The organism is Arthrobacter sp. StoSoilB13 (assembly GCF_019977255.1).
GTDB lineage: Bacteria > Actinomycetota > Actinomycetes > Actinomycetales > Micrococcaceae > Arthrobacter.
In genome coordinates, this window is record NZ_AP024647.1 from 2,566,899 (window position 1) to 2,590,898 (window position 24,000).

The following is a 24,000-nucleotide window of genomic DNA, read 5'->3' on the forward strand; positions in this document are numbered from 1 at the left end:
TGAACTGGCGAGGATTCAGATGAAATGCCAGCCCGTCGATTTCGACAATGACTGGCCCACTTCCGAAAAAGCCGAAGGTATGAAAAAGGCCCGGGTCCTCCCTCTCAAGGGTCAAACCCGGGCCAGTTCAGCAGGTTTAGTCCATGCCGCGCAGATCCAACACCAGCTCGGATTCGCCGTCGGCCTGCAGGATGACTGGAATGCCCCAATCCTGCTGGTACAGGTGGCAGGCTGCGTGGTCCGGAATCTCGCCGTCCTCGGTTTCAGGTCCGTCACAGGCGGCCGCACGGGCAGTGATGTGAAGGATGCCCTCGGGCACGTCGGACGACAATTCGATGGTTCGCAACAAGCCCACCGATGTCCCGCCCCCGGAGACCAACAGTTCCGGCGGAGTGGAAGAAACCTTCATTTGCGTGGGGTCGCCCCAGCGGTCATCGAGTTTCTGCCCGGTGGGGGCCTTGAAGCGAACGGCCAGCTCCAGGATTCCGGGTGTCACAGGGCTCTTGGGGCGGTGCGTCTGGGATGCCCCCTCATCCACCTGCTGGGCTTCCTTGGGGATCGGCACCAAAACCAGCTGATGCTTGTTTGACTCGACCACCACCAGTAGCGGCTCACTGTTGCTGTGGTTAACCACGACGACGTCACTCGGCTCAGCCAGGCCACGCGCCAATGTTGACACTGTCTTCGAGGCGGGATCGTACCGGCGAACGGCACCGTTGTATGTATCGGCGATCGCTACGGAACCATCCGGGAGTACCGTTACCCCCAAGGGGTGCTGCAGGCGTGCCTCGCTGGCGTCACCGTCACGGAACCCGAAGTCGAACAGTCCTTGGCCGACGGCTGTCTCCACCGTCACGCCGGTTTCGTCAAGCACCAAACGCCGCAATGAGGAAGTCTCCGAGTCGGCCACCCAGATGTTGTCATCGGCATCAATGGCCAAGCCGGACGACTGGGCGAACCAGGCGTCCTCCGCCACGCCGTCCAACAGCCCCTCCAGGCCCGAGCCCGCCAGGATGGAAACCTGGTTGGTCACGGGATCGAACGCAAAGATCTGGTGCGTCCCGGCCATAGCGATCACAACACGCTGCAGTTTCGCACTCCACACAACGTCCCAAGGCGAGGACAGAGAAACCCCGGTACCAAGGCCAAGCACCCCGACGTCGATTGCGTCGGCAGCAAAGTCAGCCGGACCGCCGTCGTGGTGTTCGGACCAGGCGCCCGCGCCCGTCTCGGTGACACGGGCAGGACCGGCATCGAGCAAGCGCTGCACACCGTTGCCGGCAACAGTCCGGACATGCCCTGAACTCAACGTCACCCCGCGAAGGCGGTGGTTCACGGTGTCTGCGACCACGGCGTCGTAACCGAGCGTAGAAGCGAGCTCCGCCGGAAGAACAGCTATACCTTGCGGCTCGTTGAACTGGGCCGTGTCCGTGTCGCCGTCCGCGTACCCCTTAATGCCGGAGCCTATAACCCGCTCAACGGTTTTCAGGTCCGGGTGGAGCTCTACCAGGCGGTGGTGCCCGGAGTCGACGACGAGGTAATTGCCATTGGCCAACTGTGTCGTTTTGCCCGGGAAGCGCAAAGTGCCCGACGTCGGAACGGGAGCGACGTACGGACCGTTGCCCCGGTGGAGGGTCCCCTTTGCTTCGTGCTCAGCAACAAGTTCCTCAAGCAGCACGGCGAGACCATCTGCGTGTCCTTCACCGGAAAGATGCGCCACGATGTAACCCTCCGGATCCACGACCACCAGCGTGGGCCAAGCACGGGCTGTGTACGCCTTCCACGTGGCCAGCTCAGGGTCGTCCAGAACCGGATGATGGATCTCGTAACGCTCCACGGCAGCAGCAAGGGCAACGGGATCGGCTTCGTGCTCGAACTTGGGCGAATGCACGCCGACTGTCACCAGGACATCAGAGTACTTTTCCTCGAGGGGCCGGAGTTCGTCGAGAACATGCAGGCAGTTGATGCAGCAGAACGTCCAGAAGTCCAACAGCACGATTTTGCCGCGAAGGGATTCCAAGTCAAGGGACTTGCCGCCCGTATTGAGCCAGCCGCGGCCCTCCAGTTCGGAGGCCCGGACCCGGAGTTGGGTGCGTACGGTTTCGCTCATCAGCGTCCTTCCAGCTTCGTGTTTCGTTCGGTCTTGCTGCTTGCTTGGTCAACGCTTCCCCTGGCGTGGCCTGTTGAAGCGTTGTCCCCAGGGGCTGCGCCGTCAGTTGGAACGGTGCTGTCGGTTGGGACGGTGCTGTCGCTTCGGATGGTGCTGTCCTCTGGTGTGCTACCCGGTATGGCTTCGGTCGGTCGGGTCGCTTCAGTCGTTTCAGTAGTCAGGGCCGTCTGCCTGGTTGAGGCCGGGCGGCCGGCCAATTTGGCATCGCGGTCAGCGAGCCGGGCAAACATATCGTTATAAGCACTGAGATCGGCGTCGTTATTCCTGTCGGCCGCACGGTCCACGCGTCGGGTCTCCCGCTCGTCCGAGCGTGACCACATGACCGCTACGCCGATTGCCACGAGCAGGGTGGGAACTTCGCCAATGCCCCAGGCCACAGCACCGCCCATTTGCTGGTCTGCGATGGCCGAGGCACCCCAGGTCCTGCCCAGGTTGCCGAAGTAGTCAGCAGCCAGCAGGCCTGTACCGCCCATGATGGCCACGCCAAAGAATGCGTGGAATCCCATGGTTGCGAGCAGGAGCAGCAGGCGCATGGGGTACGGCGCACGTCGCGGCAGTGGATCACTGCCGATCATGCTGAGTACAAAAATGTAGCCCGTCAGCAGGAAGTGCAGATTCATCAGCTCATGGCCTACGTGCTCCCGCATGGCAAGGCCGAAAAGGTCCGAGTAGTAGAACAGCACGATGGAGCCTGCGAAGTTCGCAGCGGCGAACAGGGGATGAGTCACCACCTGCGAGAACCGGGAGTGGACGAACAAGAGCAACCACTCCCGAAGACCCCGCGAACCGTGGGCGCCTTCACCCCGGGAAGGTAGTGCACGCAGCGCAAGGGTCACGGGTGAACCCAACACCAGGAAGATCGGTGCCACCATGGTCAGGGCCATATGATCCACCATGTGGGCAGAAAACAGTACACGGCCATAGACAGCTGGCGGACCCGACGTGATGTACGTGAGAATCACCAGTCCAATCATCCAGTTCGCGGTCTTGAACCAGGACCAGCTATCCCCACGCTTGCGGACCTTGATGATCCCGAGGATGTAGGACACGGCGCCGAATAAGGCGACTCCAACCCACAGCCAGTCAAAACGCCATTCCGTAAGCCAGCGTGCTGGCGTAAGTTCAGGCGGAACCTCATAGCCGGACAGGATGAAGGCCGGCGAGGCGTCCGGTGCGTACGTCGTGGGCTGCGGCGGGGCCGAGCGCCCGAGCGCCACGGCGAGGCCCGACGTCGCGCCCATCACCAGCAGCTCAACCAGAACCAGCTGCCACAGCACCCGCCGGGCAGACATCGAACCGCTCTTCCCCAGCTGGGGTATGACCCACTGACGATGCATGAAACCAATGCCACCCAGCACCAGGGTGGCAAGTGCCTTGGCAAGGATGAGCTGGCCATAGGCAGAGCCAAACAGATCGCCGGGGTTCGTCACGCGGATGGCTGCGTTTATCACACCGGACGCAAACACCAACACGAAAGCAAAACCTGCCAGGGCCGAGAACCTTCGGAGGGTCGGTTCCGTGATGTCGCTCGTCCCGGACCTCCTGGAGCCAGCGAGCAATCCGGAAAGGACCGCGAGCATGATGATGCCTCCCACCCACACAGAGACACCAACCAAGTGAAGGCCCAGCGAGTTGATGGCGCCTTCATGATCACTGGAGCTGGAGGAGTGACCGATCAGCGCGGTCGGAATCAGCCCGATCAAGGCAAGCAGCAGCGTAAAAGCGAGGCCGGTCAGCGATCGGACGCCGAAGAGCGCGGTGGTGACTACCGCAGCAATGATAGTGATGGCCAGCCAGGGCCTTGCCCGTTTCTATGTCCGTCATGAAGTAGACAAGCGAGCGGGTGAATTCTGCGTCGCCGGAGAGCCCCTGACCCGCCACGTCCGCGTAGGTCAATACCAGGACCGCTACGGCAGACAGTGTCCAGGCGGCACCTGCCGCGGCGGCAACGGCAAGGGCGCGTGCAAAGGCTGGATGCTCCAGAGCCTCCAGATCCTTTTCACGGGATCGCGACGCCCTAAGGTTCTTGGGCAGGATTCCGACCGCGAAGATCAGTCCACCAATAACTGTGGCTATGGAAACGTTGTGGACGGCTTTCGCCACCGGCAGGCCCCACCGAACCAGCGCACCGGGGTCCGAGACCTGTCGGGCAGCAGAAGCACCGGAAAAGATGAGGGCTGCAGCCAAAGTCAGGAAGAGCACCGCGAGTCCAGCAAGCTGCCACGTGAGGGAAATGCCCGTGACGGCATCGCCTCCCCGCGCTCCCGGCTTGGGAACAGGCGATGGGGCGGTTGCGGAGCTTCTTGCTGATGGCACCTATCCATTGTCCGTTACCTATGGCTGGGCTGCGAATCGGGAACCATTTGGGGAGGAGTAGTGGGCAGGGCTTAACAGCAAAAGGGGCGGCAACCAGTTGGTTGCCGCCCCTTTTAGGCGTTCGCCGAAGTTGGAATTACTTCTTCTTGGCGACAGCAGCCTTCAGCTTGGAGCCTGCGGTCAGCTTAACGCTGTGGCCAGCGGCGATCTGGATGGTTTCGCCCGTCTGCGGGTTACGGCCGGTGCGTGCTGCACGGTCGGTGCGCTCAACTGCGAGCCAGCCCGGGATGGTGATCTTCTCGCCAGCGGCAACAGAAGTCTCGAAAACTTCGAACAGTGCATCGAGCACGGAGTTGACGGCTGCCTGGCTGGTGCCAGCCTTGCCTGCTACCTCTGCAACGAGTTCACTACGGTTCTTAGCCATTTACGTCCTCCTGGACTAATACGTTTTTTGAGCTTTCAAGCGGAATGCGAGCAAGCCACTGCTCGAAAACTTACCAGCTTGCACCGGCTTGGCCAGCAAATTCCGCGTGTTTCCGCGCTTTTTTGACCAAAATCACCGGTTTTTCAAGGTTTTTTGGGGGTGTGGACCGCACATGGCGTACCCTACGGCGTTGAAGAGGCCCCCAACCAGCGCAGGAAATCACGACGCCGGCAGCGCATCCAACCGCCGTGGATCAGAAGAGAATGCGCTGATACAGGACGTGGTCCTGCCATTCGCCTGCTATGTGGAGATAGGAGGGCGCCAACCCGATCCGCTCGAAGCCGCATCGTTTGAGGACGGCCTGCGAGGCTACGTTATGCATCAAGGTTGCGGCTTGGACACGGTGGAGTCCCAAATCGTCACTCGCGATGGAGAGAACCGCCTCCACCGAAGAAGTGGCAATGCCCTTGCCGGTGAACGCTTGGTCGACCCAATAGCCCAGGTTGGCGTTCATGAAGGGTCCACGGACTATGCCCGTCAAGGTAATCTGGCCGACGATATCCCCGTCGTGGAGAACTACCCACGGCACCTCGGTGCCTGCGGCATATTGGTTCAGTTTGCCCCGAACAACGGCGTCCTGCCCTGCCCTGGTATAGAACGCTTCGCTGCGCCGTGGTTCCCAAGGGGCAAGGTACTCTGCGTTCCGGGTGTAGGCGGCCGCCAAGGGCCCGACGTCGGACAAGGACAAAGTGCGAAGGTGGACTTTTCCCTTCACGGCATTCCCGGATGACACATCCAAAGTTCGGTTAAGGGGCATCCTGTGACTCTAGCGTCCTTGGTTGTGTGGTTAAAGTGGGGAAGCCCCGACCGTGGTGGTCGGGGCTTCCCGTTAATGTTTGTCCGGCGGTGTCCTACTCTCCCACACCCTCCCGGGTGCAGTACCATCGGCGCTGTGGGTCTTAGCTTCCGGGTTCGGAATGGGACCGGGCGTTTCCCCCACGCTATGACCGCCGTAACCTTGTTACCCGTCCCGCGCACCGGTTTCGGGTGTGGGGTGGGAAGACTGTGTGGTTACAACTGTGGTGTTGTGTATTCAGTTGTTGGTTCCTGGAACGGTTGTTGTTCGGGAACCACATAGTGGACGCGTGCAGTGTGTTGTGTGGTGTAAGTTGTTGGCCTATTAGTACCGGTCAGCTTCACGAGTCTTTGGTCCTCGCTTCCACATCCGGCCTATCAACCCAGTGGTCTGGCTGGGGGCCTCTCACACGTATTGTGTATGGAAATCTCATCTTGAAGCGAGCTTCCCGCTTAGATGCTTTCAGCGGTTATCCCATCCGAACGTAGCTAATCAGCGGTGCACTTGGCAGTACAACTGACACACCAGAGGTTCGTCCGTCCCGGTCCTCTCGTACTAAGGACAGCCCTTCTCAAATTTCCTGCGCGCGCAGCGGATAGGGACCGAACTGTCTCACGACGTTCTAAACCCAGCTCGCGTACCGCTTTAATGGGCGAACAGCCCAACCCTTGGGACCTACTCCAGCCCCAGGATGCGACGAGCCGACATCGAGGTGCCAAACCATGCCGTCGATATGGACTCTTGGGCAAGATCAGCCTGTTATCCCCGAGGTACCTTTTATCCGTTGAGCGACGGCCATTCCACAATGTACCGCCGGATCACTAGTCCCGACTTTCGTCCCTGCTTGAGATGTCTCTCTCACAGTCAAGCTCCCTTGTGCACTTACACTCGACACCTGATTGCCAACCAGGCTGAGGGAACCTTTGGGCGCCTCCGTTACTTTTTAGGAGGCAACCGCCCCAGTTAAACTACCCATCAGGCACTGTCCCTGACCCGGATCACGGGCCGAAGTTAGATGTCCAAAGTGACCAGAGTGGTATTTCAACGATGACTCCACCCGAACTGGCGTCCGGGCTTCAACGTCTCCCACCTATCCTACACAAGCCACTCCGAACACCAATACCAAACTATAGTAAAGGTCTCGGGGTCTTTCCGTCCTGCTGCGCGTAACGAGCATCTTTACTCGTACTGCAATTTCGCCGAGTTTATGGTTGAGACAGCGGGGAAGTCGTTACTCCATTCGTGCAGGTCGGAACTTACCCGACAAGGAATTTCGCTACCTTAGGATGGTTATAGTTACCACCGCCGTTTACTGGGGCTTAAATTCTCAGCTTCGCCCACAAGGGGCTAACCGGTCCTCTTAACCTTCCAGCACCGGGCAGGAGTCAGTCCGTATACATCGTCTTGCGACTTCGCACGGACCTGTGTTTTTAGTAAACAGTCGCTTCCCCCTGGTCTCTGCGGCCCACACCCGCTCACGGAGAGCAAGTCTCCATCACGGGGCAGGCCCCCCCTTCTCCCGAAGTTACGGGGGCATTTTGCCGAGTTCCTTAACCATAATTCTCTCGATCGCCTTGGTATTCTCTACCTGATCACCTGTGTCGGTTTGGGGTACGGGCGGCTAAAACCTCGCGTCGATGCTTTTCTAGGCAGCATAGGATCACCGGATCCCCCCGAACGGGAGTCCCATCAGATCTCAGGATCGTGCTCGAAACACACAGGAACGGATTTGCCTATCCCTGACCCTACATCCTTGGACCGGGGCAACCATCGCCCGGCCCGGCTACCTTCCTGCGTCACACCTGTTAATACGCTTACCTCCCGGGATCAGGTCCCGCGCTCGGCCAAAACCCACACACCACAAGGGCGGGCGGGCAGGCTCCGGGCGGTTAGTATCCCCCGCTTGGCATGGGCGGTTTTTCGCCGGTACGGGAATATCAACCCGTTGTCCATCGACTACGCCTGTCGGCCTCGCCTTAGGTCCCGACTTACCCAGGGCAGATTAGCTTGACCCTGGAACCCTTGATCATTCGGCGGACGGGTTTCTCACCCGTCTTTCGCTACTCATGCCTGCATTCTCACTCGTGTAGGCTCCACCGCTGGTTTCCACCGCGACTTCACTGCCCACACGACGCTCCCCTACCACTCCACACCCCTGAACCACGAAGGCTAGGGTACCGTGTGAAATCCACAACTTCGGCGGTGTACTTGAGCCCCGCTACATTGTCGGCGCGGAATCACTTGACCAGTGAGCTATTACGCACTCTTTCAAGGATGGCTGCTTCTAAGCCAACCTCCTGGTTGTCTTCGCAACTCCACATCCTTTCCCACTTAGCACACGCTTAGGGGCCTTAGTTGGTGGTCTGGGCTGTTTCCCTCTCGACTATGAAGCTTATCCCCCACAGTCTCACTGCTGCGCTCTCACTTACCGGCATTCGGAGTTTGGCTGACGTCAGTAACCTTGTAGGGCCCATCGGCCATCCAGTAGCTCTACCTCCGGCAAGAAACACGCAACGCTGCACCTAAATGCATTTCGGGGAGAACCAGCTATCACGGAGTTTGATTGGCCTTTCACCCCTACCCACAGCTCATCCCCTCCATTTTCAACTGAAGTGGGTTCGGTCCTCCACGACGTCTTACCGTCGCTTCAACCTGGCCATGGGTAGATCACTCCGCTTCGGGTCTAGATCACGCCACTACACTCGCCCTGTTCAGACTCGCTTTCGCTACGGCTACCCCACACGGGTTAACCTCGCGACGTAACACTAACTCGCAGGCTCATTCTTCAAAAGGCACGCCGTCACAGTTACTAGTGATTACTCACGACTGCTCCGACGGATTGTAAGCACACGGTTTCAGGTACTGTTTCACTCCCCTCCCGGGGTACTTTTCACCTTTCCCTCACGGTACTGGTCCGCTATCGGTCATTAGGAAGTATTTAGGCTTATCAGGTGGTCCTGACAGATTCGCACGGGATTTCTCGGGCCCCGTGCTACTTGGGATCCTCTCCAGGCGGTACACAACATTACGGTTACGGGGCTCACACCCTCTCTGGCCGGCCTTTCAAGACCGTTCACCTATGCCTGCACTACACACCCCACCGGTCCGGCAGAACCAGTACGGAAAGTCCCACAACCCCGCCCATGCAACGCCCGCCGGCTATCACACATGGAAACGGTTTAGCCTGATCCGCGTTCGCTCGCCACTACTAACGGAATCACTCTTGTTTTCTCTTCCTGCGGGTACTGAGATGTTTCACTTCCCCGCGTTCCCCCCACGCACCCTATGTGTTCAGATGCGGGTCACACAATCACCCAAAAGCGTTGTGCGGGGTTTCCCCATTCGGACATCCTGGGATCAACGCTCGGTTATCAACTCCCCCAGGCTTATCGCAGATTCCTACGTCCTTCTTCGGCTCCTAATGCCAAGGCATCCACCGTGTGCCCTTAAAAACTTGACCACACAAGATCAAAAACTTACTCGAGAGAACCACGACCACAAAAGGCCAGGTTCATTCATAAGAAATTGCTGTAAGAACACACACAAAACATGTGCGTGTCCTAGATGCTCGCGTCCACTATGTAGTTCTCAAACAACAACCCCGTCAACCAGACCCCCAACACCCACACAGGGTGCCGGTACGAACCGGAAGCAGGAACAAAAGAAACACCAGAACTGTGTCCCCCTGCATTGCTGCAAAAAGGTCCTGTTGCCTCAGGACCCAACAGTGCGCCAAACACAACCCACACAAACCACGCCCCGGCACGTTCCCAACACCACACACCCCCAAAAAAGGGGCACGCACTGCCGTACTAACACCAGGACACAACCGGTCAGGCCATGCCAAACAAACGTTTGATTCGTTGATATTCCACCCATGAGCACCCACCGCAGAACATACGCCTGCGCAATGGGCAACACTGACAACCACCAGCCCCCGCATGCACGGGAACCGACAACGGTTGTTAGCAGCTCCTTAGAAAGGAGGTGATCCAGCCGCACCTTCCGGTACGGCTACCTTGTTACGACTTAGTCCCAATCGCCGGTCCCACCTTCGACGGCTCCCCCCACAAGGGTTAGGCCACCGGCTTCGGGTGTTACCAACTTTCGTGACTTGACGGGCGGTGTGTACAAGGCCCGGGAACGTATTCACCGCAGCGTTGCTGATCTGCGATTACTAGCGACTCCGACTTCATGGGGTCGAGTTGCAGACCCCAATCCGAACTGAGACCGGCTTTTTGGGATTAGCTCCACCTCACAGTATCGCAACCCTTTGTACCGGCCATTGTAGCATGCGTGAAGCCCAAGACATAAGGGGCATGATGATTTGACGTCGTCCCCACCTTCCTCCGAGTTGACCCCGGCAGTCTCCTATGAGTCCCCGCCATAACGCGCTGGCAACATAGAACGAGGGTTGCGCTCGTTGCGGGACTTAACCCAACATCTCACGACACGAGCTGACGACAACCATGCACCACCTGTAAACCGACCGCAAGCGGGGCACCTGTTTCCAGGTCTTTCCGGTTCATGTCAAGCCTTGGTAAGGTTCTTCGCGTTGCATCGAATTAATCCGCATGCTCCGCCGCTTGTGCGGGGCCCCCGTCAATTCCTTTGAGTTTTAGCCTTGCGGCCGTACTCCCCAGGCGGGGCACTTAATGCGTTAGCTACGGCGCGGAAAACGTGGAATGTCCCCCACACCTAGTGCCCAACGTTTACGGCATGGACTACCAGGGTATCTAATCCTGTTCGCTCCCCATGCTTTCGCTCCTCAGCGTCAGTTACAGCCCAGAGACCTGCCTTCGCCATCGGTGTTCCTCCTGATATCTGCGCATTTCACCGCTACACCAGGAATTCCAGTCTCCCCTACTGCACTCTAGTCTGCCCGTACCCACTGCAGAACCGGAGTTGAGCCCCGGTCTTTCACAGCAGACGCGACAAACCGCCTACGAGCTCTTTACGCCCAATAATTCCGGATAACGCTTGCGCCCTACGTATTACCGCGGCTGCTGGCACGTAGTTAGCCGGCGCTTCTTCTGCAGGTACCGTCACTTTCGCTTCTTCCCTACTGAAAGAGGTTTACAACCCGAAGGCCGTCATCCCTCACGCGGCGTCGCTGCATCAGGCTTTCGCCCATTGTGCAATATTCCCCACTGCTGCCTCCCGTAGGAGTCTGGGCCGTGTCTCAGTCCCAGTGTGGCCGGTCACCCTCTCAGGCCGGCTACCCGTCGTCGCCTTGGTAGGCCATTACCCCACCAACAAGCTGATAGGCCGCGAGTCCATCCAAAACCACAAAAGCTTTCCACCACCATGACATGCGCCAGATGGTCATATCCGGTATTAGACCCAGTTTCCCAGGCTTATCCCAGAGTCAAGGGCAGGTTACTCACGTGTTACTCACCCGTTCGCCACTAATCCCCCCAGCAAGCCAGGGATCATCGTTCGACTTGCATGTGTTAAGCACGCCGCCAGCGTTCATCCTGAGCCAGGATCAAACTCTCCGTTGAAAACAAAAAATCAAACAGACACAACCACACCCACCGGAAATAACGGCGAACACGGCTGCACAAAATTCGAAACCAGCTGAAAACCAAACCACCACACACGGGGGTGCGCAGCAGCCTGGCCATAATTTCAACCAATCAAAAAACAATCGGCATCAACAAACTTGGCACACTATTGAGTTCTCAAACAACAGACCCTCCAAAACATCACCCCGGACAGCGCACCACAAAAGCAGCACACCCAACAGGGCCATTGGAAAAGAAGAGTTATTTTTGGCCGCCTACCGAACCGTACACACCTTCCGGCTTTCCGTTTCGCACCCGGCGACTCAGAAAACAATACACGCCCCACACCACCAACGCAAATCCACCCCAACACACCAAAACACACCCCCAAAAACCCGCGCCAGCACCGCCGTCGAGCACTACCCCGCACGCGTCAATGAGCCAGTTGCGCTTCAACTTCAGGCAAGAATGTCAGGCATTCCGAAGTGCCGATGCAGACCATCGTCGAGGAATCGCATGATCGATGCGATCCTTTCGCCAGACTGGGTTGGCTCGATCACCAACAGTCCACGGGCCCGGCCTTGCAGATAGCAAACGAACGCCGGCCTACCACCGGCAGTGACAGCGGTCAGCGCGTAGTTGCCGCCAGGCCGGCCAGCCGCACTGGCACGGAGGAAAACCCCGACGGCGTGCCGGCCCACGTAAAGTTCGCTGGCCGGGGGCATGGCTAGCCAGCATTGATCTGTGAGGAGCTCAAGGACGGAATCGACGTCGTCCCGCGAGAAGGCATCCGCAAACTTACGGGCTAATTCGTGGTGGCGTTGTCCGGTGGTGATTGACCTTGAAGAAGGCCCGGCGGAGCGGGCGCGCTGAAGAAGGCCCTTAGCCGCCGTCGGGGCCTATCGCGAGCAGCTCAGCAGCTTCGGTAACGGTGAAGTCCAAGACATCACAGAGGATCAACGTTGCAGCCTGGCGCGGCGGCATCCGTTGAAGCGCAACAACAAACGCGAGCTCGACACTTTCGCGGGCAACCGCCTGCGCAGCAGGATCAAGCTCGTCGACCAAGGCATCGGGGTAAGGCTGCAAATGCGGTAGATCGAATCGGTCGTTCGGGTTTGGTGGCTCGAAGGGAGGTACAGGGACCGGGCGAGGTCTTCGACGTTGTTCCCTCAGAGCATTAAGCGAACGTGTAGTGGCAATCCGATAGAGCCACGTACGCAAGGACGATCGGCCGGCAAATCCAGGCAGCCCTTTCCATGCCGCAAGCAAAACCTCCTGCAGCAGATCATCTGCATCATCAACAGATCCTGTAATTCTGTAGCAATGCAGATGAAGCTCCCGGCGAAAGGGGGCTACGAGCGAGGCAAAAGCCTCCTCATCACCGGACCGGGCAGCCTCCAACTCGGCTGAAGTCACGGTTCAATATTGGCACGGACCTACCAGGGCGTTCCGATCTGCTGCGAGGTGGTGTCTAAACAGGAGTATCCGCCTACGAAAGGAATCAGACCATGTCTGAAAAACAGGCCAGAGCCGTTGACATCGCAATCGCGTACCACCGGGCATGGACGTCCGGGAACCTGGACTCAGCAATCAAGCACTTAGCCGAGGATGTCGTCTGCCATGCACCGTCCGGCACCATGAGCGGTAGTGCCGCTGTCCGGGCATTCATGGAGCCCTTCGCTGCTACCCTCACAAAATCCGCGCTTCTTGCGGCTTACGGGTCCGACGACCAAGCAATACTCATGTACGACACAGCCAATCGGGCAGTTCCAAGCGCTCCAGGCGCAGAACTGTATCGCATTCACAAGGATCAGATCGCCGAGATCCACATCATCTTCGATCGTCTGCCTTTCGCCTTGGCACGTGGCGACGTCGTTAGGACCTGAGCGCCTGGTTCGGTTGTTAGGTGTGGTTAAAGTGGGGAAGCCCCGACCGTGGTGGTCGGGGCTTCCCGTTAATGTGTGTCCGGCGGTGTCCTACTCTCCCACACCCTCCCGGGTGCAGTACCATCGGCGCTGTGGGTCTTAGCTTCCGGGTTCGGAATGGGACCGGGCGTTTCCCCCACGCTATGACCGCCGTAACCTTGTTACCCGTCCCGCGCACCGGTTTTGTGGTGTGGGGTGGGAAGACTGTGTGTGGTTACAACTGTGGTGTTGTGTATTTAGTTGTTGGTTCCTGGAACGGTTGTTGTTCGGGAACCACATAGTGGACGCGTGCAGTGTGTTGTGTGTGGTGTAAGTTGTTGGCCTATTAGTACCGGTCAGCTTCACGAGTCTTTGGTCCTCGCTTCCACATCCGGCCTATCAACCCAGTGGTCTGGCTGGGGGCCTCTCACACGTATTGTGTATGGAAATCTCATCTTGAAGCGAGCTTCCCGCTTAGATGCTTTCAGCGGTTATCCCATCCGAACGTAGCTAATCAGCGGTGCACTTGGCAGTACAACTGACACACCAGAGGTTCGTCCGTCCCGGTCCTCTCGTACTAAGGACAGCCCTTCTCAAATTTCCTGCGCGCGCAGCGGATAGGGACCGAACTGTCTCACGACGTTCTAAACCCAGCTCGCGTACCGCTTTAATGGGCGAACAGCCCAACCCTTGGGACCTACTCCAGCCCCAGGATGCGACGAGCCGACATCGAGGTGCCAAACCATGCCGTCGATATGGACTCTTGGGCAAGATCAGCCTGTTATCCCCGAGGTACCTTTTATCCGTTGAGCGACGGCCATTCCACAATGTACCGCCGGATCACTAGTCCCGACTTTCGTCCCTGCTTGAGATGTCTCTCTCACAGTCAAGCTCCCTTGTGCACTTACACTCGACACCTGATTGCCAACCAGGCTGAGGGAACCTTTGGGCGCCTCCGTTACTTTTTAGGAGGCAACCGCCCCAGTTAAACTACCCATCAGGCACTGTCCCTGACCCGGATCACGGGCCGAAGTTAGATGTCCAAAGTGACCAGAGTGGTATTTCAACGATGACTCCACCCGAACTGGCGTCCGGGCTTCAACGTCTCCCACCTATCCTACACAAGCCACTCCGAACACCAATACCAAACTATAGTAAAGGTCTCGGGGTCTTTCCGTCCTGCTGCGCGTAACGAGCATCTTTACTCGTACTGCAATTTCGCCGAGTTTATGGTTGAGACAGCGGGGAAGTCGTTACTCCATTCGTGCAGGTCGGAACTTACCCGACAAGGAATTTCGCTACCTTAGGATGGTTATAGTTACCACCGCCGTTTACTGGGGCTTAAATTCTCAGCTTCGCCCACAAGGGGCTAACCGGTCCTCTTAACCTTCCAGCACCGGGCAGGAGTCAGTCCGTATACATCGTCTTGCGACTTCGCACGGACCTGTGTTTTTAGTAAACAGTCGCTTCCCCCTGGTCTCTGCGGCCCACACCCGCTCACGGAGAGCAAGTCTCCATCACGGGGCAGGCCCCCCTTCTCCCGAAGTTACGGGGGCATTTTGCCGAGTTCCTTAACCATAATTCTCTCGATCGCCTTGGTATTCTCTACCTGATCACCTGTGTCGGTTTGGGGTACGGGCGGCTAAAACCTCGCGTCGATGCTTTTCTAGGCAGCATAGGATCACCGGATCCCCCCGAACGGGAGTCCCATCAGATCTCAGGATCGTGCTCGAAACACACAGGAACGGATTTGCCTATCCCTGACCCTACATCCTTGGACCGGGGCAACCATCGCCCGGCCCGGCTACCTTCCTGCGTCACACCTGTTAATACGCTTACCTCCCGGGATCAGGTCCCGCGCTCGGCCAAAACCCACACACCACAAGGGCGGGCGGGCAGGCTCCGGGCGGTTAGTATCCCCCGCTTGGCATGGGCGGTTTTTCGCCGGTACGGGAATATCAACCCGTTGTCCATCGACTACGCCTGTCGGCCTCGCCTTAGGTCCCGACTTACCCAGGGCAGATTAGCTTGACCCTGGAACCCTTGATCATTCGGCGGACGGGTTTCTCACCCGTCTTTCGCTACTCATGCCTGCATTCTCACTCGTGTAGGCTCCACCGCTGGTTTCCACCGCGACTTCACTGCCCACACGACGCTCCCCTACCACTCCACACCCCTGAACCACGAAGGCTAGGGTACCGTGTGAAATCCACAACTTCGGCGGTGTACTTGAGCCCCGCTACATTGTCGGCGCGGAATCACTTGACCAGTGAGCTATTACGCACTCTTTCAAGGATGGCTGCTTCTAAGCCAACCTCCTGGTTGTCTTCGCAACTCCACATCCTTTCCCACTTAGCACACGCTTAGGGGCCTTAGTTGGTGGTCTGGGCTGTTTCCCTCTCGACTATGAAGCTTATCCCCCACAGTCTCACTGCTGCGCTCTCACTTACCGGCATTCGGAGTTTGGCTGACGTCAGTAACCTTGTAGGGCCCATCGGCCATCCAGTAGCTCTACCTCCGGCAAGAAACACGCAACGCTGCACCTAAATGCATTTCGGGGAGAACCAGCTATCACGGAGTTTGATTGGCCTTTCACCCCTACCCACAGCTCATCCCCTCCATTTTCAACTGAAGTGGGTTCGGTCCTCCACGACGTCTTACCGTCGCTTCAACCTGGCCATGGGTAGATCACTCCGCTTCGGGTCTAGATCACGCCACTACACTCGCCCTGTTCAGACTCGCTTTCGCTACGGCTACCCCACACGGGTTAACCTCGCGACGTAACACTAACTCGCAGGCTCATTCTTCAAAAGGCACGCCGTCACAGTTACTAGTGATTACTCACGACTGCTCCGACGGATTGTAAGCACACGGTTTCAGGTACTGTTTCACTCCCCTCCCGGGGTACTTTTCACCTTTCCCTCACGGTACTGGTCCGCTATCGGTCATTAGGAAGTATTTAGGCTTATCAGGTGGTCCTGACAGATTCGCACGGGATTTCTCGGGCCCCGTGCTACTTGGGATCCTCTCCAGGCGGTACACAACATTACGGTTACGGGGCTCACACCCTCTCTGGCCGGCCTTTCAAGACCGTTCACCTATGCCTGCACTACACACCCCACCGGTCCGGCAGAACCAGTACGGAAAGTCCCACAACCCCGCCCATGCAACGCCCGCCGGCTATCACACATGGAAACGGTTTAGCCTGATCCGCGTTCGCTCGCCACTACTAACGGAATCACTCTTGTTTTCTCTTCCTGCGGGTACTGAGATGTTTCACTTCCCCGCGTTCCCCCCACGCACCCTATGTGTTCAGATGCGGGTCACACAATCACCCAAAAGCGTTGTGCGGGGTTTCCCCATTCGGACATCCTGGGATCAACGCTCGGTTATCAACTCCCCCAGGCTTATCGCAGATTCCTACGTCCTTCTTCGGCTCCTAATGCCAAGGCATCCACCGTGTGCCCTTAAAAACTTGACCACACAAGATCAAAAACTTACTCGAGAGAACCACGACCACAAAAGGCCAGGTTCATTCATAAGAAATTGCTGTAAGAACACACACAAAACATGTGCGTGTCCTAGATGCTCGCGTCCACTATGTAGTTCTCAAACAACAACCCCGTCAACCAGACCCCCAACACCCACACAGGGTGCCGGTACGAACCGGAAGCAGGAACAAAAGAAACACCAGAACTGTGTCCCCCTGCATTGCTGCAAAAAGGTCCTGTTGCCTCAGGACCCAACAGTGCGCCAAACACAACCCACACAAACCACGCCCCGGCACGTTCCCAAACACCACACACCCCCAAAAAAGGGGCACGCACTGCCGTACTAACACCAGGACACAACCGGTCAGGCCATGCCAAACAAACGTTTGATTCGTTGATATTCCACCCATGAGCACCCACCGCAGAACATACGCCTGCGCAATGGGCAACACTGACAACCACCAGCCCCCGCATGCACGGGAACCGACAACGGTTGTTAGCAGCTCCTTAGAAAGGAGGTGATCCAGCCGCACCTTCCGGTACGGCTACCTTGTTACGACTTAGTCCCAATCGCCGGTCCCACCTTCGACGGCTCCCCCCACAAGGGTTAGGCCACCGGCTTCGGGTGTTACCAACTTTCGTGACTTGACGGGCGGTGTGTACAAGGCCCGGGAACGTATTCACCGCAGCGTTGCTGATCTGCGATTACTAGCGACTCCGACTTCATGGGGTCGAGTTGCAGACCCCAATCCGAACTGAGACCGGCTTTTTGGGATTAGCTCCACCTCACAGTATCGCAACCCTTTGTACCGGCCATTGTAGCATGCGTGAAGCCCAAGACATAAGGGGCATGATGATTTGACGTCGTCCCCACCTTCCTCCGAGTTGACCCCGGCAGTCTCCTATGAGTCCCCGCCCATAACGCGCTGGCAACATAGAACGAGGGTTGCGCTCGTTGCGGGACTTAACAACCCAACATCTCACGACACGAGCTGACGACAACCATGCACCACCTGTAAACCGACCGCAAGCGGGGCACCTGTTTCCAGGTCTTTCCGGTTCATGTCAAGCCTTGGTAAGGTTCTTCGCGTTGCATCGAATTAATCCGCATGCTCCGCCGCTTGTGCGGCCCCCGTCAATTCCTTTGAGTTTTAGCCTTGCGGCCGTACTCCCCAGGCGGGGCACTTAATGCGTTAGCTACGGCGCGGAAAACGTGGAATGTCCCCCACACCTAGTGCCCAACGTTTACGGCATGGACTACCAGGGTATCTAATCCTGTTCGCTCCCCATGCTTTCGCTCCTCAGCGTCAGTTACAGCCCAGAGACCTGCCTTCGCCATCGGTGTTCCTCCTGATATCTGCGCATTTCACCGCTACACCAGGAATTCCAGTCTCCCCTACTACTGCACTCTAGTCTGCCCGTACCCACTGCAGAACCGGAGTTGAGCCCCGGTCTTTCACAGCAGACGCGACAAACCGCCTACGAGCTCTTTACGCCCAATAATTCCGGATAACGCTTGCGCCCTACGTATTACCGCGGCTGCTGGCACGACGTAGTTAGCCGGCGCTTCTTCTGCAGGTACCGTCACTTTCGCTTCTTCCCTACTGAAAGAGGTTTTACAACCCGAAGGCCGTCATCCCTCACGCGGCGTCGCTGCATCAGGCTTTCGCCCATTGTGCAATATTCCCCACTGCTGCCTCCCGTAGGAGTCTGGGCCGTGTCTCAGTCCCAGTGTGGCCGGTCACCCTCTCAGCCGGCTACCCGTCGTCGCCTTGGTAGGCCATTACCCCACCAACAAGCTGATAGGCCGCGAGTCATCCAAAACCACAAAAGCTTTCCACCACCAACATGCGCCAGATGGTCATATCCGGTATTTAGACCCAGTTTCCCAGGCTTATCCCAGAGTCAAGGGCAGGTTACTCACGTGTTACTCCACCCGTTCGCCACTAATCCCCCCAGCAAGCCGGGATCATCGTTCGACTTGCATGTGTTAAGCACGCCGCCAGCGTTCATCCCTGAGCCAGGATCAAACTCTCCGTTGAAAACAAAAAATCAAACAGACACAACCACACCCACCGGAAATAACGGCGAACGCGCTGCACAAAATTCGAAACCAGCTGAAAACCAAACCACCACACACGGGGGTGCGCAGCAGCCTGGCCATAATTTCAACCAATCAAAAAAACAATCGGCATCAACAAACTTGGCACACTATTGAGTTCTCAAACAACAGGTCACTATTCCAAAGCAGTACCACCAGCCTTCGCTGGATCGCTCCGGAGCAACTTTTCAAACTTACCCGATCAACCCGATCTTGGCAAATCAACGTTTCCGCGATTCCCGATCCAGGTCCCGGCCCCACCCGGCAACCAGCACGCCCAAAAGCGCACCATATTCCAGGCTGTTATCAAAGGGGGTCGGCCCCGCAGTTCCCAGCACCAGGCTGTCTCACTCGCGGCGACTCAGAAGACATTACACGCCCACCAGCCCCCACACAAATCCACCCCAACACCACCCAAAAACCGGCCAAAACCGCCCAAACACAGGCCAAACAACCCCACAGACCCGCCAAAACCACCCCAAAACCCCAAAAACCAACCCCAGTGAAGCCCGTCACACCAACCACACCCCACCACCCCGCCGCCAAACACCCAAGCCAACCACCGCCGTCGAAACACCACCCCCCAACCCACCAAAACCCCGCACGATCTGAGAGAACGATCCGCCAAAGACGTCGCGATGTGAGAGAACGATCCCCCAAACCCCGCACGATCTGAGAGAACGATCCCCCAAACCCCGCACGATCTGAGAGAACATCCGAAGAAGGCGGCGCTCATCCGGCAACGCGCGTCCAAGGGAGGAACGACCGAGCGCGCAGAGGAAGACCGCCACCTTCGCGCCCACCCACGCACAAACACCCTTAAACGCAGAAAAGACCGGCAACCACAACGGTTGCCGGCCCTTTCAGGTATTGCGATGTACGGCGAACTAGGCCGAAACCTCAATCGTCGCCAGGTTCTTCTTGCCCCGGCGAAGGAGCAGGTACCGGCCATGAAGCAGTTCATCCTGCGCGATAACGGCATCGGGATCGGACACCTTGGTGTTGTTCACGTAAGCTCCGCCCTCCCCGATGGTCCGGCGGGCTGCCGACTTGCTGTCGGACAAACCGGCGGCCACCAACAAGTCGATAATTCCAAGACCGTCGGCGCTGATCTTCGCGGAGGGAAGTTCCGCGGTCGCTGCTTCCAGGGTGCGCTCGTCCAGGACGGTGAGGTCGCCGTTGCCGAAGAGTGCTGCCGAAGCGGCGATGACCTTTTCAGTCGCATCGATGCCATGCACCAAGGACGTGACTTCGAACGCAAGCTTCTTCTGGCCTTCCCGTGCAAAGGGACGCTCCGCAACAGCCTGGCCAAGCTCTTCAATTTCCGCACGTGAAAGGAACGTGAAGACTTTGAGCCGGTCCACCACGTCAGCGTCGGCCGTGTTCAGCCAGAACTGGTAGAACGCGTACGGGCTGCACATTTCGGGGTCCAGCCAGATGGCGTTGCCCTCGCTCTTGCCGAACTTGGTACCGTCCGAGTTGGTGATGAGCGGCGTACCCAGGGCGTGGACGCTCTTGCCTTCCACCTTGCGGATGAGTTCGGTACCGCTGGTGAGGTTGCCCCACTGGTCCGAGCCACCGGTCTGCAGTGCACAGCCGTAGTCGCGGAACAGTTGGAGGTAGTCCATGCCCTGCAGGATCTGGTAACTGAACTCGGTGTAGCTAATGCCCTCTTCGGAACTCAAACGGGAGGCGACAGCATCCTTGCGAAGCATGGTGCCCACCCGGTAGTGCTTTCCGATCTCACGGAGGAAGTCGATGGCACTCAGCGGCGCCGTCCAGTCCAGGTTGTTGACCATGCGTGCCGCGTTATCGCCCTCGAAACTGAGGAAACGGCGCACCTGCCCCTGGAGGTAGCCGACCCACTCCGCAACCGTGTCCTTGGTGTTCAAGGTGCGCTCCGCCGTCGGACGCGGATCACCGATAAGGCCCGTGGATCCGCCAACCAGGCCGAGCGGCTTGTGGCCAGCCAACTGCAGGCGCCGCATCAGCAGGAGCTGCACCAAGTTACCCAGGTGAAGGGACGGAGCGGTGGGGTCAAAGCCACAGTAATACGTGATCGGGTCCCCGGCGAGCAGCTTTTCCAGTTCCGTTTCGTCGGTGGAAACGTGGATCAGGCCGCGCCATTTGAGCTCCTGCCAGATGTTGGCAAAGGCGGGATCGTTGTGCTGGTACTCGATGTTGTTTACGTGTGACACGAGTTCTAAGTTAGCAGGATTGTTGGGTTCACTTTTCCTAGCGTTCGATGCCGGCGGGCAGCGGTGCCGCGGCGATGAGCCTGAGCCGCTGCGTGGGTCGGGTCATAGCGACGTAGAGGTCGCCCACCTTGCCATGCTCGTGATTGAGCATGGCAGCCGGCTCCAGGACAATGACGCCATCAAATTCCAGGCCCTTCGCCTCCTTGGGGCTGATGACCACGATGTCCTGCTCATAGCTTCCGGCTCCCGAGCCGATGCGGCGGCCGTAGATCCCGCGCAGCGCGGCAGCCGCCTGCGGCAGCAGTGGGCCGTCGGCGATGACAGCCAGCAGGGCCGCCGTCGATTGCTTCCACTTCCTCAGGCAGGACCTCGACCAGGCGGGAGACAATTCCGTCCGCTTCGACGCGGTCCACGATGGGCGACCATTTGCCTTCGCGCACGGCCTTCGGAGCCGAGACCACGAGGCCTGCGCGGTTGGCCATCCGAACAGCGGCTTCCGCGATCTGGGACGGCGTGCGGTAGTTGACGGTGAGTTCTTCGAGCTGCCAGCGGTCACCGAACGACGGCGCGAGCGCGCTTTGCCACGAATTGGCGCCTGCCGCTGCACTCGTTTGGGCGATGTCCCCCACGATCGTGAAGGACTTCAGCGGGCAGCGACGCACGAGGAGCCGCCACTGCATGGCCGAAAGTTCCTGTGCCTCATCAACCACGATGTGGCCGAAAGCCCAGGAACGATCGCTCGTGGCGCGCTCGGCTGCGGTGAGCCGGTTCTCGCGTTCCTGGTTCTGGTCTGCCAGTTCTTCGGCGCTCACCAGGACATCCACGCCCATGGCTTCCATGTTGGCCAGGGTCTGCCTGGCGTTGGCCAGATCGCGGGCGCGGTCGGCTTCCTGCTGGGCCAGTCCCCTGCCCGCGGCAGGATCCAGCTCACCGAGCAGTTCGGCAGCTTCGTCAAGGAGCGGCACGTCCGCCTCGGTCCAGGGCGCATCCGCTGGCCGTTGCAGAAGGGATCGCTGTTCCGGTGTGAGGTGTGGCGTGCAGGCTTCCAGGATGGCGGGCTTGCTGAAGAGCTCGGAGATCAGCTTCTCCGGAGTCATCGGCATCCAGCACAGGTTCAAGGCGATGCGGACGTCCCGCGCAGACCGGACGTCTTCGGCGAGGTAGGCGCGATCGGCGTTATTGCCGATGTTCGACTCCTCGACGAGGTCCGTTAGTTGCTCCGTGAGCTCACGCAGAAGGATCTTGACGAACGTCAGCCGCGCTTCGTTGTGCGGCTTGCCCGTGGCCCGGGCCTTTTCCCGTGCGCGGCGGACCTGGCGGACGGTCAGCGTCAGCTTGCGGGAATCGACTTCGAGAATGCGGTCTTCTACAGGCGTGCGCTGCCGGTTCGCCACGGCGTTGGCCACCACCGTGGCCATATCGAGCTTGCCTTTGAGCGCAGCAACGTCCGGATCTTCCTCGGGAACAGCGTGGATTCCGGGCATAAGCCGGCCAAGACTGGCCATGACGACGCCGGTCTCGCCCAGCGAGGGCAGTACACGCTCGATGTAGTGCATAAACGACGACGACGGTCCCACCAGCAGAACGCCGGCACTCTTGAGCCGATCACGGTGCGTGTAAAGGAGGTAGGCGGCGCGGTGCAGTGCCACTGCGGTCTTACCCGTGCCTGGACCACCTTGTACGACGAGCGCGCCCGAGATCGAGGAACGGATGATCCTGTCCTGCTCCGACTGGATGGTTCCCACGATGTCCGACATGCGGCCCGTGCGCTTGGAATTCAGGGCCGCAAGGAGCGCGCCCTCGCCTTGCAGGGAATCGTTGTCCGCGAGCATGCCGGCATCCAGGACATCGTCCTCGATCGCCTTCACGTCCCGGCCTTGCAGGATCAGGTGTCGACGGCGGCGCACGCCTTGGCGGTCGAAAGCGGTGGCCTGGTAAAAGTGGCCGGCTTCCGGGGCGCGCCAGTCAACCATGAGCCGTTGGAGATCGGCGGTAGACAACCCGATACGGCCAATGTACTGGGCCTCCCCCAGTCCAGATCGAGGCGCCCGAAGACCAAACGGTCATCGACGGCGTCGAGCTGGGCAAGGCGGTCCTCATACAGCGCGGCGAACGCGTCACGTTCGGACACGTTTTGCATGGTTCCCACTGCACCGGCCTTGCGCACCTGGGCCAGCTGGGCACGCTTTTCTTCGCGCAGCTCATCGAGCCGGGCGTACAGCCCAGCAACGTATTCCTGCTCGTGGACCAAATCAGCGTCGTGCATCGAACCGTAACCCCTATCGCAAAAGACAGACCGTCCATTCTACAGCGATTTTGGTAAACGTGTTGGGTCCAGGTCATATGGCGGACCAGCAGCCAAAGTTCACGCCCGGTTGCGTGGCCGCGCTGCTTTGTACCGTGACACCGTTGGATCATCTTCGATCCAGAAGCGCCACGGATATTCCGTACTTCCACCGGGACCAGCTACCCCAACCCGCGGTCCGCTGGCCACGGCCGCTACCGGCGTCTTAGGCAGCCAAAAGCTGAACGGTGAGGCGAGCGCGTCACGGCCCGTGTCCGCCGTCGTAAGTCCCAACGCCGATGCCAGGCGTGCAGGTCCACTGGCCAAGTCCTTGTGTGTTTTGGAGGCAGGCCGCCTTACGGTGGCAAGCCCCTCGCCTTCTACAATATCGCCGGCCCGCAGAAGCAACGCCGACGGGGAGCCTGCTGGACCGCAGACGATGTTGGCGCAGTAGTGCATGCCGTAGGTGAAGTACACGTACAGGAAACCCGGTGGTCCGAACATCGGCGCGTTACGGGCCGTGGGACCGCCGAAAGTGTGCGATCCGGGATCGGGGTGTTCGGAATCGCGGGGGCCCATATAGGCCTCCACTTCAGTGAGTCTCACCGCGACTGGACCGGCTTCGGAGTAGTGGGTGAGCACCGCGCCAAGGACCAGTGGAGCGATGACACGGGGGTCGCCTTCGAGGAACTTACGCACTTTTTCGGGATCGCTGACTCCCTTCTCCATGGACGAGCTCATGCCCAGAC

Annotated in this window: 8 protein-coding genes, 6 rRNA genes and 2 pseudogenes; 1 reads left to right on the forward strand and 15 read right to left on the reverse strand. The window is 58.8% G+C overall.

Features of this window, described 5'->3' with window-relative positions; translation table 11 throughout:
* Positions 1-136: 136 nt before the first annotated feature.
* From LDP01_RS12065 to LDP01_RS12105, 9 genes and pseudogenes are all read right to left on the reverse strand, one after another.
* A complete protein-coding gene (locus LDP01_RS12065) occupies positions 137-2,110 on the reverse strand; it encodes an NHL domain-containing thioredoxin family protein (protein WP_224089442.1) in 1,974 nt (657 codons plus the stop codon).
* Positions 2,110-4,486 (reverse strand): annotated as a pseudogene (locus LDP01_RS12070) (bifunctional copper resistance protein CopD/cytochrome c oxidase assembly protein). The gene LDP01_RS12065 and the pseudogene LDP01_RS12070 overlap by 1 nt, the downstream one beginning before the upstream one ends.
* 136 nt (positions 4,487-4,622) lie before the next feature.
* Positions 4,623-4,910, reverse strand: coding sequence for an HU family DNA-binding protein (locus tag LDP01_RS12075; protein WP_011776355.1), 288 nt, complete (start codon positions 4,908-4,910; stop codon positions 4,623-4,625).
* A 253-nt stretch (positions 4,911-5,163) separates the two neighbouring features.
* Positions 5,164-5,727 carry a GNAT family N-acetyltransferase gene (locus LDP01_RS12080; protein ID WP_224089444.1) on the reverse strand — a complete coding sequence of 188 codons (564 nt, stop codon included), beginning with the start codon at positions 5,725-5,727 and terminating at the stop codon, positions 5,164-5,166.
* An 81-nt stretch (positions 5,728-5,808) separates the two neighbouring features.
* Positions 5,809-5,925 (reverse strand): 5S ribosomal RNA (gene rrf, locus LDP01_RS12085).
* 144 nt (positions 5,926-6,069) lie between these two features.
* Positions 6,070-9,226 (reverse strand): 23S ribosomal RNA (locus tag LDP01_RS12090).
* 520 nt (positions 9,227-9,746) lie between these two features.
* Positions 9,747-11,270 (reverse strand): 16S ribosomal RNA (locus LDP01_RS12095).
* Positions 11,271-11,731: 461 nt separating this feature from the next.
* Positions 11,732-12,109 carry a nuclear transport factor 2 family protein gene (locus LDP01_RS12100; protein ID WP_224091186.1) on the reverse strand — a complete coding sequence of 126 codons (378 nt, stop codon included), beginning with the start codon at positions 12,107-12,109 and terminating at the stop codon, positions 11,732-11,734.
* A 46-nt stretch (positions 12,110-12,155) separates the two neighbouring features.
* Positions 12,156-12,689 (reverse strand): sigma-70 family RNA polymerase sigma factor, encoded by a 534-nt coding sequence (locus LDP01_RS12105; RefSeq protein ID WP_224089447.1) that lies wholly within the window; start codon positions 12,687-12,689, stop codon positions 12,156-12,158.
* A gap of 92 nt (positions 12,690-12,781) precedes the next feature.
* On the opposite strand from LDP01_RS12105, the gene LDP01_RS12110 reads away from it, so the two are divergent.
* Positions 12,782-13,159 (forward strand): nuclear transport factor 2 family protein, encoded by a 378-nt coding sequence (locus LDP01_RS12110; protein WP_224089450.1) that lies wholly within the window; start codon positions 12,782-12,784, stop codon positions 13,157-13,159.
* Between the two features lie 77 nt (positions 13,160-13,236).
* On the opposite strand, the gene rrf (LDP01_RS12115) is transcribed toward LDP01_RS12110, so the two are convergent.
* The 6 genes and pseudogenes from rrf (LDP01_RS12115) to LDP01_RS12140 form a co-directional block, all read right to left on the reverse strand.
* Positions 13,237-13,353: ribosomal RNA gene (gene rrf / locus LDP01_RS12115) — 5S ribosomal RNA — on the reverse strand.
* 149 nt (positions 13,354-13,502) lie between these two features.
* Positions 13,503-16,658: ribosomal RNA gene (locus LDP01_RS12120) — 23S ribosomal RNA — on the reverse strand.
* A gap of 521 nt (positions 16,659-17,179) precedes the next feature.
* Positions 17,180-18,710: ribosomal RNA gene (locus LDP01_RS12125) — 16S ribosomal RNA — on the reverse strand.
* Together the 16S, 23S and 5S rRNA genes form the textbook arrangement of a ribosomal RNA operon.
* A gap of 946 nt (positions 18,711-19,656) precedes the next feature.
* Positions 19,657-20,967: a tyrosine--tRNA ligase gene (gene tyrS / locus LDP01_RS12130; protein ID WP_224089452.1), complete on the reverse strand. Its 1,311-nt coding sequence runs from the start codon at positions 20,965-20,967 to the stop codon at positions 19,657-19,659.
* 37 nt (positions 20,968-21,004) lie between these two features.
* Positions 21,005-23,233: pseudogene (locus LDP01_RS12135) on the reverse strand (HelD family protein).
* Between the two features lie 99 nt (positions 23,234-23,332).
* Complete coding sequence (locus LDP01_RS12140) at positions 23,333-23,980, reverse strand: DNA-3-methyladenine glycosylase (protein ID WP_224091188.1); 648 nt, start codon at positions 23,978-23,980, stop codon at positions 23,333-23,335.
* Between the last annotated feature and the right edge of the window lie 20 nt (positions 23,981-24,000).

Excerpts from the sequence above, each read along its gene's own strand:
- LDP01_RS12065 (WP_224089442.1), bottom strand. The coding sequence starts at position 2,110 with ATGAGCGAAACCGTACGCACCCAACTCCGGGTCCGGGCCTCCGAACTG.
- LDP01_RS12080 (WP_224089444.1), bottom strand. The coding sequence starts at position 5,727 with ATGCCCCTTAACCGAACTTTGGATGTGTCATCCGGGAATGCCGTGAAG.
- LDP01_RS12110 (WP_224089450.1), top strand. The coding sequence starts at position 12,782 with ATGTCTGAAAAACAGGCCAGAGCCGTTGACATCGCAATCGCGTACCAC.
- LDP01_RS12140 (WP_224091188.1), bottom strand. The coding sequence starts at position 23,980 with ATGGAGAAGGGAGTCAGCGATCCCGAAAAAGTGCGTAAGTTCCTCGAA.
- LDP01_RS12075 (WP_011776355.1), bottom strand. The coding sequence starts at position 4,910 with ATGGCTAAGAACCGTAGTGAACTCGTTGCAGAGGTAGCAGGCAAGGCT.